This window comes from Pseudomonas sp. LD120 (assembly GCF_009861525.1).
In the GTDB taxonomy this organism is placed as follows: domain Bacteria; phylum Pseudomonadota; class Gammaproteobacteria; order Pseudomonadales; family Pseudomonadaceae; genus Aquipseudomonas.
Window position 1 is genome coordinate 250975 of sequence record NZ_WVHL01000003.1, and the last position, 17987, is coordinate 268961.

Genomic DNA, 17987 nt, shown 5'->3' on the forward strand with positions numbered 1-17987 from the left:
TTATCCGCCAAGCCGCAGGCGCGCCATGTCCCGCAAGGGCGGCGCGCCGAACAGCCGGCTGTATTCGCGGCTGAACTGCGATGGGCTTTCATAGCCCACCCGGTAGCCGGCCGCCGAGGCTTCCAGGCCTTCGGCCAGCATCAGCCGACGGGCTTCCTGCAAGCGCAGTTGCTTCTGGTACTGCAACGGACTCATGGCGGTCATCGCCTTGAAGCGGTGGTGCAGGGTCGACACGCTGAGGTTCACTTCCCGAGCCAGATCATCGATGCGCAAGGACTGTTCAAAGTGGCTGTTGAGCCACTTGATCGCTTGGTTGACCCTGTGGCTCTGGCTGTTGGTGGTGGCAATCTCATACAGGCGGTGGCCCTGAGGGCTGCGCAGCAGGCGATAGAGAATCTCCCGACGCACCAATGGCGCCAGCATGGCGATGTCTTTGGGAGTGTCCAGCAACCGGGTCAGGCGCAGCACCGCATCCAGCATGGCCGGATCCAGGCGCTCGACATACAGGCCGCGCCCGGTGGGACGGGTGGGAACGCCCAGGGGACCGGCATCGGCAATCAGCGCGTTGATCTCGCCCGGGTCGATGTCCAGGCGCAAGGCCAGGATCGGTTCCTCTGGCGAGACTATCGCCACCTTGCCACTCAAGGGCACGGCCACCGATACCACCAGGTAATTCAACGGGTCGTAATTGTAGGTTTCATCGGCTAGGTGCACTTCCTTGCGACCTTGGGCCATGATGCACAGCGCCGGTTGGGCCAGTACCGGGGCGAAATGATGGGAGCTGCTGTGGCGCGAAACCAGCAGCGAGTCGATGGCCGTGGCGTAGCTGCCGTCCTCGACGGTGTGGCGATCGATGATCGCGGCCAGCTCCACACGTTGTCTTTCCATCTCCGGGGCGAGGGGCGCCTGCAGGTTCGGCAGTGATGACATGGGGGCAGCCTCCGGGGGGGATCAATCGGCACAGCATAAGTTTGTGCAAGAGGTCGAGCTAGGCGATTCCTGCGTAAAACTTGCCTGATCCTGCTGCTTGTACGCGCGATAGACAACAGGCACTGATGGCAGGGCGACTCGCTTGCTTGAAACGTCGCTGTAGCGCTTTTGTTGGCTGGCCGCGAAATCATCGGCCGCTGCCATGCCTTATCGCAGGATTGGGCAAATCCGCAGCAGAAATCGACTAACGCCGTAGGCCGTCCCGTCCGTATCGTTGACCCTGTCGCAGCCCGTTCCATGGCTGCCTCGTCAACACCCTGGGAGGGTTGTACATGTTCACGCAGAGTCCCGTCAGCCACATGGCTTTTGTTCGTGCCCGCAGCGGGCGCTCCACGGAGTTGGGAGCGCGCTTGAGCAGCCTGATCGAACCGTCGCGCCAAGCCACCGGCTGTTTGCATTTTGCCTTGCAGCATTCGCAATGCGATGCCGATCTGTGGTTGGTGTCGGGCTTTTGGAGCAGTCAGCACACCATGACGGCTTACTTCAGTTCGCCGGCCATGGCGATCTTCGCCGAGCTGGTCCAGGACCTGGTGGTCAACAGCCTGGATTTCCACACCTTCAGCACGGTTTCAGCACTTGAGGCCCATGGCGAATACTCGCAACCACAATGTGCACCGCTGCAGCGGCTGGCCAGTTGAGGGTTTAGAATGGCCGACTTTTCATTGGCCAGGATCAGCAACATGGCACGCAAAGAGTTTGCACACTACGAAGCAGTTTCCGCTGTGGTTCCGGGGGAAGGGGGATACAGCGCCGCCATCGCCGTCAAGGCCCTGGGTGCCTCGGGGGCTCCGCGTTTTCACAAAGTCCTGGATGGACAGACGTTCAAGACCGCCCATGACGCCGACCAGGCGGCCGCGCAGCAACTCGAACAGCTGGTCGATGTCGATCAAGACGGTCAACTGAGCTGGAGTGCCCAGTGATCTGAACGCTACTTGAGCGCCCCCGGGCGGTGCATCTTGAACAGGGCCTCTGGCCCCAACTGGAAGTAATCCGCCGGTCCACCGCCGCGCAGAATGGGTTCTGCCGCGGCGGTGTCGTAGACCCCGTCCTTGAGCAGCCATTTGGCGATATGCACCGCCACCACTTCGCCGAGGATCAGCCAGCTCGGCACAAGCTCCTTGTCCGCCCGCTGCAGTTGAATGATCTGCGTCACCTTGCACTCGAAGGACACCGGGCTCTCGGCGACCCGGGGCACGCTGATGACTTTTGAAGCCACCGTTGTCAGCCCGGCCAACTGAAACTCATCGACCTCGGCGGGTACGGCGGCGCAGCTCTGATTCATCTGTTCGGCCAGGGGGCGGGTGGCCAGGTTCCAGGCGAACTCACCGGTCTTTTCGATATTGTTCAGGCTGTCTTTGCGTCCGACGCTGGAAAAACCAATGATCGGCGGAATGTAGTTGAAGGCGTTGAAGAAGCTGTAGGGCGCAAGATTCAGGTGACCTTGTTCATCCTGGGAAGAGATCCAGCCGATAGGGCGCGGGCCGACGATGGCGTTGAATGGGTCGTGGGGCAGGCCGTGGCCCAGGGCGGGTTGGTAAAATGGATATCGTCGGGCATAGCGCAAGGTTCCTGCTTGGGTACGAGTGAAGGGCGCCATAGTGCAGTGTGCATTCGTCCAATTCCAGCGTGGCGCTAACGGGATGAGCAAGGGGCGCAGGAGGTGTCCAGACTGGAAAAACTAAGCCCGGCCTAAGCCGGGCTGTGAAGTCAGTGGGATTGATCAACCGATGTAGGCGGAACCGGTGCGGTCGTAGCCATCGGCGGCGAGGGTGGCGGAGCCGGTGCGGTCGTAGCCATCGGCGGCGAGGGTGGCGGAGCCGGTGCGGTCGTAGCCATCGGCGGCGAGGGTGGCGGAACCGGTGCGGTCGTAGCCATCGGCGGCGAGGGTGGCGGAACCGGTGCGGTCGTAGCCATCGGCGGCGAGGGTGGCGGAACCGGTGCGGTCGTAGCCATCGGCGGCGAGGGTGGCGGAACCGGTGCGGTCGTAGCCATCGGCGGCGAGGGTGGCGGAACCGGTGCGGTCGTAGCCATCGGCGGCGAGGGTGGCGGAGCCGGTGCGGTCGTAGCCATCGGCGGCGAGGGTGGCGGAACCGGTGCGGTCGTAGCCATCGGCGGCGAGGGTGGCGGAACCGGTGCGGTCGTAGCCATCGGCGGCGAGGGTGGCGGAACCGGTGCGGTCGTAGCCATCGGCGGCGAGGGTGGCGGAACCGGTGCGGTCGTAGCCATCAGCGGCGAAGGTGTTGGCAGCCAGTACCGAGAGGGTCAGGGCGAGGATCAGTGTGCTTTTCATGAGGGTGACTCCGGAGTTCGTTGAGGTGTGCGCGTTGTGCATGGGATGAATCTTACTCCCGATAAATTGATTAAAAAGCGCAAATATATGCTTGTTAATATCGTTTTTATCGATGTGTAAGGGGTCGCCATGCACGGTCAGTTGCCGCGTTCAAGCCTCACTGTGTATACGGATCCAGTCTCAACCTGGATTCAGTCGCAGGTTGAATGCCGGGCATTAATTGTTCATTAATTGACCCGTTGTTGGGTCGCGAAACACTCCAACGGTTTTTTCATTCAAGCCTTACCTATTTTTCACTCCGCGGCGTTCAGCCTTCGCGCAAGCCTGCAACCCAAGACAGGCGATCTTGAATGTGACCCTTGGAGCTTCCTTGCTAATGAACAAACTTCCTCAGATCACCCTGGCCTTCTGGGTGATGAAAATATGTGCGACGACCCTCGGTGAAACCGCGGGTGATTTGCTGTCGATGACCCTGAACGTGGGGTATGCCATCAGCTCGATGATTCTCATCAGCGTGTTTTTGCTGACGCTGGTGACCCAGCTGTTTTCGAGAACCTACAACCCGCTGTTGTATTGGGTGGTCATCCTCGCCACCAGCACCGCTGGCACCACGATGTCGGATTTCATGGATCGCACGTTGGGCTTGGGCTATGCCAGTGGTTCGCTGATCCTGATCGGGATCTTGTTGGTGATCTTCGCGGCTTGGCGTTTAAGCGGCGACTCACTCAACGTCAATCAGATCCGCAGCCTTCGTGGCGAACTGTTCTATTGGCTGGCGATCTTGTTTTCCAACACCCTGGGCACCGCATTGGGTGATTACCTGGCGGACGACTCAGGGTTGGGGTTTGCCGGCGGGGCGTTGTTGATTGGCTCGACCATCGCGGCAGTGGTCCTGCTCAAATACTTCACCCGACTCTCGTCGGTGCTGTTGTTCTGGGTCGCGTTCGTGCTGACCCGGCCGTTCGGGGCGACCCTGGGTGATTTCCTCACCAAGTCTCACCAACAGGGCGGATTGGACTTCGGCACCGTCGGCTCGTCGGCGGTCTTGGCGGGTATTCTGCTGGTGTTGATCGTCGGCGCCTCCTGGGTGCAGAACCGTTATTCGCGCCAGAGCGCGGCAGAACTGTCCTGACCCTGGATAGCAACGCACGCCCGGGCCTTGCGCCCGGGCGTTTTTTTTCACTCAGTCTCGATCCGCGAGTGCTTGCGGGTGTCTTTCATGGTCACGTAGACCAGCAGCGAACAGGCAATACAGGCGGTGACGTACCAGTAGTAGCCGGTTTCCATGCCGATGCTCTTGAACCACAAGGCGATGTATTCGGCGGTGCCGCCGAAGATCGACACGGTCAGGGCGTACGGTAGGCCCACGCCCAGCGCGCGAATTTCCGTCGGGAACAGCTCGGCTTTGACCACGGCGTTGATCGAGGTGTAGCCACTGACGATGATCAGCGCCGCCATGATCAAAAAGAACGCCCCCCACCACGACTGAACGCTGTGCAAGGTGGTGAGGATCGGCACGGTGAACAAGGTGCCGAGAATGCCGAAGGCTATCAGGATCGGCCGGCGTCCAATCTTGTCCGACAGCGCGCCGATCACCGGTTGCAGGCACATGAACAGGAACAGGGTCGCGGCAGAAATGGTGGTGGAGTCGGAGATGCTCATGCCGACAGTGTTCACCAGGTATTTCTGCATGTAGGTGGTGTAGGTGTAGAAGGCCAGGGTGCCGCCCATGGTCAGGCCGACCACGGTCATCAGTTCCTTGGGATGACGCATCAGGGTGCGCATCAGGCTTTCTTTGGGCTTCTCTTTCTTCTTGGTGAAGGACTCGGTTTCTTCCATGCCGCGACGCAGGTACAGGGCCACGACCGCACACAGGGCGCCGATGCCGAACGGAATCCGCCAGCCCCAGGACTGTAGTTCTTCGGTGGTCAGCACGTTCTGCAGCACGATCAGCACCGCCAGGGCGATGAGCTGGCCGGAGATCAGGGTCACGTACTGGAAGCTGGAGAAGAAGCCGCGACGCTCCTTGGTTGCCATCTCACTGAGGTAAGTGGCCGAGGTGCCGTATTCGCCGCCCACCGATAGGCCCTGCATCAGGCGCGCCAGCACCAACAGGACCGGTGCACCGACGCCGATGGTTTCGTAACCCGGGGTCAGGGCGATGATCAGCGAGCCGAAGCACATCAGCAGCACCGACGCCATCAGCGCGGCTTTACGGCCTTTGCGGTCCGCATACAGCCCCATCAGCCAACCACCGATCGGACGCATCAGGAAGCCCACGGCGAAGATCGCGGCGGTGTTCAGCAATTGTGCGGTGGTGTCGCCCTTGGGAAAGAAGACTTTGGCGAAGTACAGCGAGAACGCGGCGTAGACGTACCAGTCGTACCATTCGACCATGTTGCCCACAGAGCCACTGAAGATTGATTTCAAGCGGCCAGCGGTGGTTTTTTCTTGGGCGGGCGCAGCCGCCGACCCGGCAGGCAGGGTATTAGAGATATCCATGACGGACCCTTCTATTCATTGTTTTTGTGGAGCGCGCGCAAGCGCAGCCTGCTGGGGCTATAGCAGGACCTGTGCCAGGGCCGGGAAGCCCGGAATACAAGGGTTTGGCGAAAATGATGAGCGGAAATCCGCCGATTGGCAGCGATCTCATGAGCGGAAATCTGCCAGATGGGGGCAGTGGCAAGCTTTAAGCCGCAAGCCGCAAGCCGCAAGCTTGGCGTTTGGCGTTTGGCGTTTGGCGTTTGGCTTGCCGCTTGTCGCTTCTGCTGCTGTTGTTGCTTCAGTTGTCCTTGAGGAACATTTCCCGGGTCAGGCCGTGACGCTGCATTTTTTCATTCAGGGTCCGGCGAGGCAGTTGCAGTTCGTTGAGCACGGCCTTGATCTCGCCCTTGTGGCGAGTCAGGGCAGCGCGCAGGCACTGGGCTTCGAAGGCCTCTTGCTGCGCGGCCAGGGATTGGCCAGCTTCGAGGACTTCGGCCTCCGGCTCTCCGAGGCCCAGCACCTGACGCTCGGCGACGTTGGCCAGTTCGCGCACGTTGCCCGGCCAGTCATGGCTGAGCAGGCGGCTCAACTGCGGGCCACTCAAGGGCGCGACGTTGCGCCCCAGGCGCTCGGCGGCGGCCCGGGCGAAGTGTTCGTAGAGCTGTGGAATATCCTCGCGGCGCTCACGCAGTGGCGGCAGGCGCAGTTCGGCGACGGTCAGGCGATAGGCCAGGTCTTCGCGAAAGCGTCCGGCCCGGGCCTCCTCCAGCAGGTCGGGCTTGGTGGCGGCGATCACCCGCAGGTCGACCTTGATGCTCTGGTTGGCACCCAGGCGTTCCAGTTTCTGCTCCTGCAGCACCCGCAGCAGCTTGACCTGCTGGGCCAGGGGCATGCTTTCGATCTCGTCGAGAAACAGCGTGCCGCCATGGGCGTACTCCAGCTTGCCGATGCGCTTGCCCTGGGCGCCGGTGAAGGCGCCGCTTTCATGGCCGAACAACTCGGCCTCGAACAGTTGTTCGGGGATCGCTGCGCAGTTCAAGGCCACGAAGGGCTTGGCGGCCCTGGGACCAAAATCATGCAGGCAGCGGGCGATCAATTCCTTGCCGCTGCCGGTTTCACCTCGGATCAGCACATTCACGGGCAAGGCGGCCAGATCCAGTACCTGGCGGCGCAGGGTCTGCAGGGCCCGGGACATGCCGAGCAGGGTGGTGTCGAGCTTGGCCCGGCTGTCAGCCTGCTGGTGCAGGCGACGGTTCTCCAGGACCAGGCGGCGTTTGTCCAGGGCCCGGCGCAGGCTGCTGAGCAGGGTGTCGGGGCTGAAGGGTTTTTCCAGGAAGTCATAGGCACCGTCGCGCATGGCCTCGACCGCCATGGGCACGTCACCGTGACCGGTCAGCAGGATGATCGGCAGGTCGGGGTCCAGGCGCTGGACCTGGGCCAGCAGCTCCAGGCCGCTGATACCGGGCATGCGCACATCGCTGAGGATCACCCCGGGGAAGTTCTTCGGCAGTTGCGCCAGGCAATCCTCGGCGCGGCTGAACAGCTGGACCTCGAACCCCGACAGGCTCAGCCACTGTTCGACGGCGGTACGGATGCTGGCCTCGTCATCCACCACGATTACCGAGTTCAGCATTGGATGTGCGCCTCCAGATCGATGGGCAGGCTGAGGGTGAACACCGCGCCCTGATCCTGGTTGGCGGCGCTCAAGCGTCCCCCCAGTTCATGGACGATGGCGTAGGACACCGCCAACCCCAGCCCCAGGCCATCGCCCACCGGCTTGGTGGTGAAGAACGGGTCGAACACGCTCAACAGGTGTTCCTCGGCGATCCCGCCGCCGTTGTCGATGACCCGCAATTGCCAGAGTTGCTCTTCGGCTTCGAGGTGGATCTCCAGGCGTTTGCAAGCCTTGTCTTGCATGGCGTCGAGGGCATTGCGCAGCAGGTTGATCAGCACTTGCTCCAGGCGGATGGCATCGCCGCGCACCCAGGCCGGACGGGTCAAGTGCAGGTGTACGTCGACCTCCTCGGCGCGCAGCCGAGCCTCCAGCAAATGCAATGACTGATCCACCACCGCGGCCAGATCCAGGCGTTCGCGCAGGCCGCTGGGGCTTTTGCGAGCGAAGGTCTTGAGATGGCTGGTGAGGGCCGTCATGCGGGTCAGCATATCGTCCAGCGGGCGCAGGGCTTTGTAGGCTTCATCCACTCGCCCGTGATCCAGTAGCAGGCGCAGGGTCGCCAACTGCATGCGCTGGGTGGTCAGGGGTTGGTTGATTTCATGAACCAGGGCAGCGGACATCTGCCCCAGCGCAGCGAGCTTGGCCGATTGCACGAGGCCTTCCTGGGCGGTGCGCAGGTCTCGGGTGCGCTCCTGTACCAGTTGTTCCAATTCCTCGCGATTGCGCTGGCGTATTTTCCCCAGGCGCCAGCGCTGGCTGAGAAACAGCAACAGAAACACCAGGGTCAGCCAGGTACCGGCAGCGGCGAGGCCGGCATTGCGGCTTTCTTCAAAGGCACTCGCCGGTTTGCGCAGCAAGTGCAGGGTCCAGCCTTCGGCGCTCAGCGGCAGGGATTCCCAGAGGTAATTGGCGATGCCTTCGGGGCCGTCGACCCGGGTCAGGCGGCTGTTGTTGTCAAAGGTTTGCAGCGTCGAGTGTTGCAGCGGCGTCAGCGGTTGCTTGTCGTATTGGCGGGTCAGTTTGATTTCCGCCAGGTCGTTTGCGGACAGTGGCTGCAACAGCCGGTAGCGCCATCCGGTTTGGTTGGCGATGAAAATGATGCCCCGGGCGTCGCTCACCAGCAGGGTGTCGCTGCCCTGGCTCCATTCATGTTCCAGTTCAGGGAACTCCAGCTTGACCACCATGGCCCCGAGGAAGTCATCGTTGTCGTCCTTGACCGCGCTGGACAGGAAATACCCGGGAATCCCGCTGGTCACGCCCACCGCGTAGAAGCGTCCGCTGCCCTGGCTGCGGGTCTGCTTGAAGTAGGGGCGGAAACCGTAGTTGTGGCCCACGTAGCTGCTGGGCAACTGCCAGTTGCTGGCGGCCACCGCCAGGCCTTCATGGTTGAGCAATTCCAGGGTCGAGGAACGGGCGGCGCCGTTGATTTTTTCCAGCTTGCGGTTCAGTGCATCCTGGGTCGGCGCGGTCACCGGTCCTTGCAGCGCCGCGCGCAGTTCCGGGTCCAGGGCCAGCACGGCCGGCAGGGCGCGATAGCGTTCGATCAAGGTGTGCAGGGAGTTGGCATACAGCCCTAGCTGTTCATTGGCTCGGGCGGCATCTTCCACCAGCGTCTGCCGTTCGGCATGGCGCATGGCTAAACCGGCGCTGATAACGGTGCCAGCGAGAATCACCAGGATGTAGAACGTCAGGCGGAGGGGGCGTGAGATCTGGGCCATGAGTCAGGGCAGGCTGAAAAAGGGGGCGGGAACGATAGCATGAGCGCCGGACGCCGCGTTGATCGTCGACAGTCCCATGCCAGGTGGCGGCACAAAAAAAGCGGCGGGCTGTTGTCGCAACAGCGCCGCCGCTTTGGCCAAACGGGTGAAGGGCTTACTGCACTTCTACCGCCAGGCTGTCACTGATCTTTTTCTGCCAGATGGCGGGACCTGTGATGTGGACCGACTCGCCCTTGCTGTCGACGGCGACAGTCACTGGCATGTCCTTGACCTCGAACTCGTAGATCGCCTCCATGCCCAGTTCGGCGAAGGCCAGGACCTTGGACTTCTTGATCGCCTGGGCCACCAGGTAGGCGGCGCCGCCGACGGCCATCAGGTACACGGCCTTGTTGTCCTTGATCGCGTCGATGGCGGTCGGGCCACGCTCGGACTTGCCGATCATGCCCAGCAGGCCGGTCTGCTCGAGGATCTGCCGGGTGAACTTGTCCATCCGCGTGGCGGTGGTCGGACCGGCCGGGCCCACCACTTCGTCGCCCACCGGATCAACCGGGCCCACGTAGTAGATGAAGCGTCCCTTGAGGTCCACCGGCAGGGTTTCACCTTTGTTCAGCATCTCCACCATGCGCTTGTGCGCCGCGTCGCGGCCGGTGAGCATCTTGCCGTTGAGCAGCACGGTCTCGCCCGGCTTCCAGCTTTGCACGTCTTCCGGGGTCAGGGTGTCGAGGTTGACCCGACGCGCCGACGGACCGGCTTCCCAGACGATTTCCGGGTAGGCATCCAGGGGCGGCGCTTCCAGTTCAGCCGGGCCGGAGCCGTCGAGTACGAAGTGCGCGTGGCGGGTGGCGGCGCAGTTGGGGATCATGCACACCGGCAGGGAGGCGGCGTGGGTCGGGTAGTCCATGATCTTCACGTCGAGCACGGTGGTCAGGCCACCCAGGCCCTGGGCGCCGATGCCCAGTTGGTTGACCTTCTCGAACAGCTCCAGGCGCATTTCCTCGATGCGGTTCTGCGGGCCGCGAGCCTTGAGCTCGTGGATGTCGATGGACTCCATCAACACTTCCTTGGCCATCACTGCGGCTTTCTCGGCGGTGCCGCCGATGCCGATGCCCAGCATGCCCGGTGGGCACCAGCCGGCACCCATGGTCGGTACGGTCTTGAGTACCCAGTCGACGATGGAGTCGGACGGGTTGAGCATGGCCATCTTCGATTTGTTCTCGGAGCCGCCGCCCTTGGCCGCCACGTCCACTTCCACGGTGTTACCGGGAACGATGGAGTAGTGGATCACCGCCGGGGTGTTGTCCTTGGTGTTTTTCCGTGCGCCTGCCGGGTCGGCCAGGATGGAGGCGCGCAGGACGTTTTCCGGCAGGTTGTAGGCGCGACGCACACCTTCGTTGATCATGTCGTCCAGGCTCATGGTGGCGCCGTCCCAGCGCACATCCATGCCCACGCGCACGAACACGGTAACGATCCCGGTGTCCTGGCAGATCGGCCGGTGGCCGGTGGCGCACATGCGCGAGTTGATCAGGATCTGTGCCATGGAGTCACGAGCGGCTGGCGATTCCTCGCGCAGGTAGGCCTCGTGCATCGCCTGGATGAAGTCCACGGGGTGGTAGTAGGAAATGAACTGCAGGGCGTCGGCAACGCTCTGAATCAGGTCGTCTTGCTTGATCACGGTCATGAGTCGCGCTCCTCTAAAAGACGGGAACATTTAATAAGGTGGCTGCAGCAGGGTGTATCGGTCGGTTGCAGGCACCTTCTAAGGCACGCCGGACAGACAACTGGCGCGAGGCTAAAAAGGCGCGGCAGTATACCGCGCCTGGGGGCCCGGCACACCCGCCAGCCTGGCAAACGAAAGTCGCCTATCGGATGGGCACTGTTCTTGCGTGAATCAGCGGTAAAACCGCAGAACACGGCTTAAAATTTGGATAGTCATTTGCCGGGCGCAGCACTAAAGTTGCAACTGGCCTGCAGGGTAGGAAACTCCTTAAGCCTCCTTTCTCACGGTGAGTCAACGATTGACCCATAAAGCCATCCAGAGCTTGTTATTCAAGCGCTTCACCATTGCTGCGGGCACTTACGGACTGATCCTGCTGCTGTTCTGGCTGGCGGTTCTCGCGGGGCACTATCGCGCCTCCACCAGCAGCGCGCTGTTAGCCTCGGGGTTGGTGTTGGCCACTCAGGGCCTGCTGTGCTGGGTGTTCACCAGCGGGCGCAACCTGCGCTTTGCCGATCCCAGCCTGACTGAAGTCCAAGTGGTCCTGGGCATTGCCTGGCAAACTTGGCTGATCGCCCACCTGGATCAGGCCCGGGGGGCTTTCCTGGTGTTCTACATTCTGCCGCTGCTGTTCGGCCTGTTTCATTTATCCCGCCGGGCCTACCTGCGTTGCGCGGCGCTGATCTTCTTCTGTTTTGCCGGGGTCAACCTGTGGGACGGGTATCGCTTTGCCCTCGACGATCCCCAGTTGGCGGCGCTGCAAGTTTGTGTGCTGCTGGTGATGCTGGCGTGGATGTGCCTATACGCGGCCTATGTGCAAGCCTCGCGCTCGCGCATGCGGCAGCGGCGTTTTGCCTTGCAGGCCCATCAGGACACCCTGCGGGGGATGATGCGGCAACTGGAGGATCTGGTGGCTACCGATGAGTTGACCGGGCTGTTCAATCGCCGGCACTTCCTGCGTATCGCCAGCCGTGAGTTGCAGGCCATGGACCAGGAGCAGATGCATGGGCTGGCGCTGATCGACCTGGATCATTTCAAGCGCATCAACGATCTTCACGGCCATGCGGCAGGCGATCAGGTGCTGCAGGCGTTCGCCGCGGTGGCCACGGCCTGCCTGCGGGACGGTGATGTACTGGCCCGCTACGGCGGTGAGGAGTTTGTGGTGCTACTGCCCGAGTGTGATGCCGAGCGCCTGACCTCCTGTTGCGAGCGCCTGCGCCAGGCCTTCATGGAAGTGCAACTGGTGGGCCTGAATGTGCGTGACCTGAGCCTGTCGGCAGGGATGACCCTACTGCAGGCCGGCGATGATCTGGACAATGCCCTGCAACGCGCCGATCAGGCGCTGTACCGGGCCAAGCGCGACGGCCGCAATCGTTGTTCCGCCGCCTGGGAAAACCTCGATGCCTGAATTGACCGTGGGCGGCCGGCGCTGGTCGGTGGCCCCTGCAAGCAACCTGCTGGATGCCTTGAATCAGGCCGGTGTGGCGGTGCCCTACAGTTGTCGCGCCGGCAGTTGTCATGCTTGCCTGGTGCATTGCGTCCAGGGCCTGCCCAACGACAGTCGGCCGGATGCCCTGAGCGATGAACAGCGCCGCCGAGGCTGGCGCCTGGCCTGCCAGTGCCAGGTGGTGGAGGACCTGCAGGTCGAGACGTTCGATCCGCTGCGCGATGGCCTGCCGGCCCAGGTGGTCGGGTTCGACTGGCTATCGCCCACAGTCCTGCGCTTGCGTCTGCAACCTGAGCGGCCATTGCGTTATCGCGCCGGCCAGCACCTGGTGCTGTGGACCACCAGCCAGATCGCCCGGCCGTATTCCCTGGCCAGCCTGCCGGAAGAGGACCGCTTCCTGGAGTTTCATCTGGACTGCCGGCATCCGGGACAATTCAGCGACACCGCACGCCAGTTGCAACTGGGCGATCCGATTCGCCTGGGTGAGTTGCGCGGCGGCGCCTTGCACTACGATCCGGACTGGCAGCAGCGACCGCTCTGGCTGCTGGCGTCTGGGACCGGCTTGGCGCCGTTGTTTGGCGTACTGCGCGAGGCCCTGCGTCAGGATCACCAAGGCCCTATCCGCATCATTCACCTGGCCCATGACGCCACCGAGCATTACCTGGCCAAACCCTTGGCAGCCCTGGCGGCGAACCGTCCTCAGTTGTCCGTCGAGCTGTGGCAGGGGGCGCAGCTGGCGGCGGCGTTGGCGCAACTGCGGCTTGTTTCCCGGCAAACCCAGGCCTTACTCTGCGGGCACCCCGACAGTGTCGAGGCCTTTGCCCGGCGTCTGTATCTGGCGGGGCTGCCGCGCAATCAACTGCTGGCCGATGTGTTCCTGCCTCGTGGTTGAGCACTGATTTTTCCAAAGCGAGATCTCCATGACCGATGCCATCGAGCTGCAACGCGAGGGCGGGCTGCTGACCCTGCGCCTGAACCGCCCCGAGAAGAAAAACGCCCTGACCCGCGCCATGTACAGTCGTCTGGCGCAAGCCCTGGCCGAGGCGGACGCCGATCCGCAAATCAATGCCCTGCTGATCTGTGGCAGCAGCGAATGCTTTACCGCCGGCAACGACATCGCCGACTTCCTGCAACAGCCGCCCAGGGACCTCGACAGCCCGGTGTTCCAGTTCATGCGCAACCTGCTCGATTGCCGCAAGCCGGTGGTGGCTGCGGTGGCCGGAGCGGCCGTGGGCATTGGCACCACCTTGTTGCTGCATTGCGATCTGGTCTATGTCAGCCGTGACGCACGGCTGCGCATGCCGTTCGTCAACCTCGGGCTGTGCCCGGAATTTGGCTCGAGCCTGCTCCTGCCGCGCTTGTTGGGGCAGGCCAAGGCCGCTGAGTTGTTACTGCTCGGCGAAGGCTTCAGTGGTGAACAGGCGGCGGCCTGGGGTATTGCCACTGCGGCCCTGGGAGATGGCGCGGCAGCCCTGGCCAAAGCCAGGGAGGCCGCCTTGCGTTTCAGCCAACTGGCGCCGGAAGCGGTGCAGGTGAGCAAGCGCCTGATGAAGGCTCCCTATCGTGAGCAACTGCGCCAGGTAATAGAAGAAGAGGGCGCGCAGTTCACTCAGCGCCTGCGTTCACCAGAAGCCATCGCCGCCTTGTCGGGTTTTTTCGCCAAAGGCTGATAGCTGTCGCTACAGGGAAGGACGGACAGAAAAAAGCCCCGGGGTTTCCACCACCGGGGCTTTTGCGTTCAGCGAGCCAGGGCTCAGACCATCGGGTCGCCAACGTGCAGGATCTTCATGCCATTGGTGCCGCCGGTGGTGTGGTAGCTGTCGCCCTTGGTGAGAATCACCCAGTCGCCTTTCTCTACTACGCCGCGCTTGAGCAACTCGTCGATCGCAGCCTGGCTGACCTGCTCTGGCGGCAGGGAAGCCGGGTCGAACGGGATGGTGTAGACGCCGCGGAACATGGCTGCACGCGCCTGGGTTTCACGGTGCGGGGAGTAGGCATAGATCGGCACCGAGGAACGGATGCGCGACATGATCAGCGGGGTGTAGCCGCTTTCGGTCAGGGCGATGATCGCCTTCACGCCCGGGAAGTGGTTGGCGGTGTACATAGCGGCCAGGGCGATGCTCTGGTCGCAGCTTTCGAACACCTTGCCCATGCGGTGGCTGGAGGTCTTGCTGGTGGGGTGCTTCTCCGCACCGACACAGATCCGCGCCATGGCCTGGACCGCTTCCAGCGGGTAGGCACCGGCGGCGCTTTCCGCCGAGAGCATCACCGCGTCGGTGTAGTCGAGCACGGCGTTGGCCACGTCGGACACTTCGGCACGGGTCGGCATCGGGTTCTGGATCATCGACTCCATCATCTGGGTCGCGACGATCACGGCCTTGTTGTGGCGGCGCGCGTGAAGAATGATTTTTTTCTGGATGCCCACCAGCTCGGCATCACCGATTTCCACGCCCAGGTCGCCACGGGCCACCATCACCGCGTCACTGGCGTTGATCAGGCCGTCGAGGGTTTCGTCGTCGGCCACGGCTTCGGCGCGTTCGATCTTGGCCACCAGCCAGGCCGTACCACCGGATTCGTCACGCAGTTTGCGCGCGTATTCCATATCGGCAGCGTCGCGAGGGAAGGACACGGCCAGGTAGTCGACTTGCATTTCGGCGGCCAGCTTGATGTCAGCCTTGTCTTTTTCGGTCAGGGCCGGAGCGGTCAGGCCGCCGCCACGACGGTTGATGCCTTTGTGGTCGGACAGCGGGCCGCCGACGGTCACCACGCAGTGCAGCTCGGTGGCGGTGGCGGTTTCCACGCGCATCACCACACGGCCGTCGTCCAGCAGCAGCTCATCATTGACGCCGCAGTCCTTGACCAGATCCGGGTAGTCGATGCCGACGATATCCTGGTTGCCTTCGGTCAGCGGGTGCACGGTGGAGAAGGTGAATTTGTCACCGATCTTCAGTTCGATACGCTTGTTGGCGAATTTGGCGATGCGGATCTTCGGGCCTTGCAGGTCGCCGAGGATGGCCACGAAGCGGCCGTGCTTGGCGGCCAGGTCGCGGACCAGTTGGGCGCGAGCCTTGTGCTCGTCCGGCGTGCCGTGGGAGAAGTTCAGACGGGCAACATCCAGGCCTGCGAGAATCAACTGTTCGAGAACTTCCGGCGAGTTACTGGCCGGGCCAAGGGTGGCAACGATTTTGGTACGACGAACGGACATGCACGGACTCCTGAGTTCAAGCGCAGCGAGAGGCTACTATGCTCCGAAGTTGTAGTCATTGTTCGTTTGCACTACTTATTGCTTTGTTTGTTTACTGCAACAACCTTGAAGATTTTTGCCAATGAGTCGATACACTGCACAAGACAGGAGATACCCCATGCGATTCGTACTCATTGCTATCCTGGCCGTCAGTGTTGTCGGCTGCACCCGCTGGTCCATGGACCATCACTTGAACAATGCCTACCGCGCCTATGACCGCGGCAACTGCGAGAGTGTGATGCTCGAGTTGAGCCAGGTTGACCGTGACAGCCGTGCGCGACGTTATATCCAGCCAGAAGTGTCGATGTTGCGCGGGCAGTGCCTGGAGCGTCAGAAGTTGTACGTCGATGCGATCCAGACCTACCAGTTCATCATTACCCAGCACCCTTCCAGCGAATATGCCTATCGGGCCAAGGCGCGTCTGGAGACGTTGCAGCAACTGGGACACTACCCATCAAATGGTGCCGCTCAGGTTCGCCGCACCGCCTTGTGATGGATGTTTATCCGGGGCGTGATCATCGCCCCTCGCGCTTGAGCTAACATTTGCAAAGGGTGTTCGAGCACCGTCTCAGCCTGGCCTGTGGCAAGGGTTGGAATTCTTCTGGCGATCTTCTCGTACATCGAATCCGGGAGAACGAGTCTGCAGTTACGGACCGTTCCGAAGCACTAGTGCGGTCATGCTTAATGACCTTTCCATAGCGATACCCAGCATGTTTACGGAACGTCGGATTGAGCGGCATCAACTGCCGTCTTATTTGAAGGTCTTCAATCGGTTTACTGACAAGCCTGTCGGTTTCCTGGGCAATCTATCCGCTGATGGACTGATGCTGATCAGCCAGTTGCCGATGCTGATTGGCGCCGAATTCGAGTTGCGGATCAAAGTCCCCTCGGGGGATGGACAGCTACAGTTCATTGACTTCAGTGCCTGTTGCCTGTGGTGCCACGAGGACCTTACACCGCACCATTACGACAGCGGTTTCAGCTTGCTGCGAGCTTCGCCGGAGTTCGCCGGACTGGAACAGGTCCTGCACCATTACTTCAGCTTTCATCCGTTGCAGACGTCCGCCTGAGGCGTACGGCGGCCGCTACAGGCTGCCGGCTTTTTTCCAGCTCAGATAACGGCTGACCAGTTCTGCCCCCAGCGCTCCCGGTCGGGCGTCGAGCAGGGCGATGCCGTGGGCGTTGAGCCGGTCATGCAGCTCGGTCCGGCTATTGAGGTAATTCACCGTTGCGCTGTAGGTCAGCGCTTCGGGCAGCGTCTGCACCGGGGTCTGGCGCATCTGGTCGAGGACTTCCTCGCGCAGGCTGGCCACCAGCACTCGATGCCGACTGCCGATGCGTTTGACTGCGGTCAGCAGTTCTTCGTCGTCCTCATCCCGCAGGTTGGTGACCAGCACCACCAGCGCCCGACGCTTCTGGCGTGCCAGCAATTCACTGGCGGCGGCCTGGTAGTCGGCGGGGCGTTGGCTGCTGTCCAGGTCGTAGACGCCATTGAGCAGCACACTCAATTGGGCCGATCCCTTGACCGGCGCCAGGTAGCGCGAGCGTTCTCCGGCAAAACTGTAGAGGCCCACGGCATCCCCCTGGCGCAGCGCGACATAGCTGAGCAGCAGGCACGCGTTGAGGGCATGGTCGAAGTGCGCCAGTTCACCGTCCTGGCTGCGCATGCGGCGTCCACAGTCGAGCATGAAGATGATCTGCTGATCGCGTTCGTCTTGATACTCCCGGGCGATCGGGGTGCGTTGGCGGGCGGTGGCCTTCCAGTCGATCTGGCGTAGACTGTCGCCCTCGCGAAACTCTCTTAGCTGATTGAACTCCAGTCCCAGGCCACGACGCTGGCGCTGGCGTACCCCAAGCTGACTGAGCCAGTTGTCCACCGCGAGCAATTGCGCGCCGTAGAGGCGGGCGAAATCCGGGTAGACCCGAGTGCTGTCGTGGACCTTCACCAGGCGTTTGGCGCTCCACAGGCCCAGGGGGCTGGGCAGGCTGAGTTCGCACTGCTCGAAGTTGAAGTGGCCCCGCTGCAGCGGTCGCACGCCATAGCCGATCCGACTGACGTGACCGGGTTCGAGGCTGACCGATTGCGGCAGATTCTCGAAACTCAGGCCCTGAGGCGGGTGGTCGAAGACCTGCACCTCCAGGGCTTGCTGATACCCGTGCCGGATCTCCAGTTGCACCTCGCTCCAGCGTCCCAGGGGCAGGCTGCCGGGCAATTGGCGACGCACGTCTGGCGAGGCCAGGCGCAACAGGCGCAGGGCGTCCAGCAGGGCCAGCAGCAACAGCGCCAGCAACAGGCCCCAGGCAATGGAATCCAGGCGTGGGGTGAGGTTCACCCCCAGGGCGCGGGCGGTGCCGAGGAGCATGTCCAGGCCGGCCAGGGTGCCCAGCCAGATCAGCAGCAGACGGGTTGGCTTCATGGGTGTTG

The 17987-nt window shown here is 62.4% G+C and carries 16 protein-coding genes and 1 pseudogene; 8 read left to right on the forward strand and 9 right to left on the reverse strand.

Annotation, left to right across the window (positions count from 1 at the left end; genetic code table 11):
• On the reverse strand, positions 1-930 hold the full coding sequence (locus PLD_RS07345) for an AraC family transcriptional regulator (RefSeq protein WP_159891273.1): 930 nt from the start codon (positions 928-930) through the stop codon (positions 1-3).
• 332 nt (positions 931-1262) lie between these two features.
• Here PLD_RS07345 and PLD_RS07350 point away from each other — a divergent pair, with 332 nt between their 5' ends.
• Positions 1263-1628, forward strand: a complete 366-nt coding sequence (locus PLD_RS07350; RefSeq protein ID WP_159891275.1) for a putative quinol monooxygenase — start codon at positions 1263-1265, stop codon at positions 1626-1628.
• A 9-nt stretch (positions 1629-1637) separates the two neighbouring features.
• Complete coding sequence (locus PLD_RS07355) at positions 1638-1910, forward strand: hypothetical protein (RefSeq protein WP_159891277.1); 273 nt, start codon at positions 1638-1640, stop codon at positions 1908-1910.
• Between the two features lie 8 nt (positions 1911-1918).
• On the opposite strand, the pseudogene PLD_RS07360 reads toward PLD_RS07355, so the two are convergent.
• A pseudogene (locus tag PLD_RS07360) lies at positions 1919-2547 on the reverse strand (flavin reductase family protein).
• Positions 2548-2710: 163 nt separating this feature from the next.
• A complete protein-coding gene (locus tag PLD_RS07365; protein WP_159891281.1) occupies positions 2711-3280 on the reverse strand; it encodes a heme utilization protein in 570 nt (189 codons plus the stop codon).
• Between the two features lie 376 nt (positions 3281-3656).
• Between PLD_RS07365 and PLD_RS07370 the strand changes: the two genes are divergently transcribed.
• Positions 3657-4412, forward strand: a complete 756-nt coding sequence (locus PLD_RS07370) for a hypothetical protein (protein WP_159891283.1) — start codon at positions 3657-3659, stop codon at positions 4410-4412.
• A gap of 47 nt (positions 4413-4459) precedes the next feature.
• On the opposite strand, the gene PLD_RS07375 is transcribed toward PLD_RS07370, so the two are convergent.
• The 4 genes from PLD_RS07375 to PLD_RS07390 form a co-directional block, all read right to left on the reverse strand.
• The gene (locus PLD_RS07375; protein WP_159891285.1) at positions 4460-5782 is read right to left on the reverse strand and encodes an MFS transporter; all 1323 of its coding nucleotides are present in this window, start codon (positions 5780-5782) and stop codon (positions 4460-4462) included.
• A 280-nt stretch (positions 5783-6062) separates the two neighbouring features.
• The gene (locus PLD_RS07380; protein WP_159891287.1) at positions 6063-7397 is read right to left on the reverse strand and encodes a sigma-54 dependent transcriptional regulator; all 1335 of its coding nucleotides are present in this window, start codon (positions 7395-7397) and stop codon (positions 6063-6065) included.
• Positions 7391-9157: an ATP-binding protein gene (locus tag PLD_RS07385; protein ID WP_159891289.1), complete on the reverse strand. Its 1767-nt coding sequence runs from the start codon at positions 9155-9157 to the stop codon at positions 7391-7393. The genes PLD_RS07380 and PLD_RS07385 overlap by 7 nt, the downstream gene beginning before the upstream one ends.
• Positions 9158-9311: 154 nt before the next feature.
• Positions 9312-10835: a fumarate hydratase gene (locus tag PLD_RS07390; protein ID WP_159891291.1), complete on the reverse strand. Its 1524-nt coding sequence runs from the start codon at positions 10833-10835 to the stop codon at positions 9312-9314.
• 337 nt (positions 10836-11172) lie between these two features.
• Between PLD_RS07390 and PLD_RS07395 the strand changes: the two genes are divergently transcribed.
• Genes PLD_RS07395 through PLD_RS07405 form a run of 3 tightly spaced genes read left to right on the forward strand, consistent with a single transcriptional unit; the run spans position 11173 to position 13988 of the window.
• Positions 11173-12279 (forward strand): diguanylate cyclase, encoded by a 1107-nt coding sequence (locus PLD_RS07395; protein WP_159891293.1) that lies wholly within the window; start codon positions 11173-11175, stop codon positions 12277-12279.
• Positions 12272-13210, forward strand: coding sequence for an iron-sulfur-binding ferredoxin reductase (locus tag PLD_RS07400; RefSeq protein WP_159891295.1), 939 nt, complete (start codon positions 12272-12274; stop codon positions 13208-13210). The genes PLD_RS07395 and PLD_RS07400 overlap by 8 nt, the downstream gene beginning before the upstream one ends.
• Positions 13211-13238: 28 nt before the next feature.
• Entirely contained in the window at positions 13239-13988 is a 750-nt protein-coding gene (locus tag PLD_RS07405) for an enoyl-CoA hydratase-related protein (protein WP_159891297.1), read from the forward strand.
• 83 nt (positions 13989-14071) lie between these two features.
• On the opposite strand, the gene pyk is transcribed toward PLD_RS07405, so the two are convergent.
• Complete coding sequence (pyk, locus tag PLD_RS07410; RefSeq protein WP_016963242.1) at positions 14072-15523, reverse strand: pyruvate kinase; 1452 nt, start codon at positions 15521-15523, stop codon at positions 14072-14074.
• Positions 15524-15680: 157 nt separating this feature from the next.
• Between pyk and PLD_RS07415 the strand changes: the two genes are divergently transcribed.
• Together PLD_RS07415 and PLD_RS07420 are read left to right on the forward strand one after the other, a co-directional pair.
• The gene (locus PLD_RS07415) at positions 15681-16055 is read left to right on the forward strand and encodes a tetratricopeptide repeat protein (protein ID WP_159891299.1); all 375 of its coding nucleotides are present in this window, start codon (positions 15681-15683) and stop codon (positions 16053-16055) included.
• A 217-nt stretch (positions 16056-16272) separates the two neighbouring features.
• On the forward strand, positions 16273-16632 hold the full coding sequence (locus PLD_RS07420; RefSeq protein ID WP_159891301.1) for a PilZ domain-containing protein: 360 nt from the start codon (positions 16273-16275) through the stop codon (positions 16630-16632).
• A gap of 15 nt (positions 16633-16647) precedes the next feature.
• Here PLD_RS07420 and PLD_RS07425 read toward each other — a convergent pair whose 3' ends face one another.
• Positions 16648-17979 carry a DUF58 domain-containing protein gene (locus PLD_RS07425; protein ID WP_159891303.1) on the reverse strand — a complete coding sequence of 444 codons (1332 nt, stop codon included), beginning with the start codon at positions 17977-17979 and terminating at the stop codon, positions 16648-16650.
• Positions 17980-17987 lie beyond the last annotated feature (8 nt).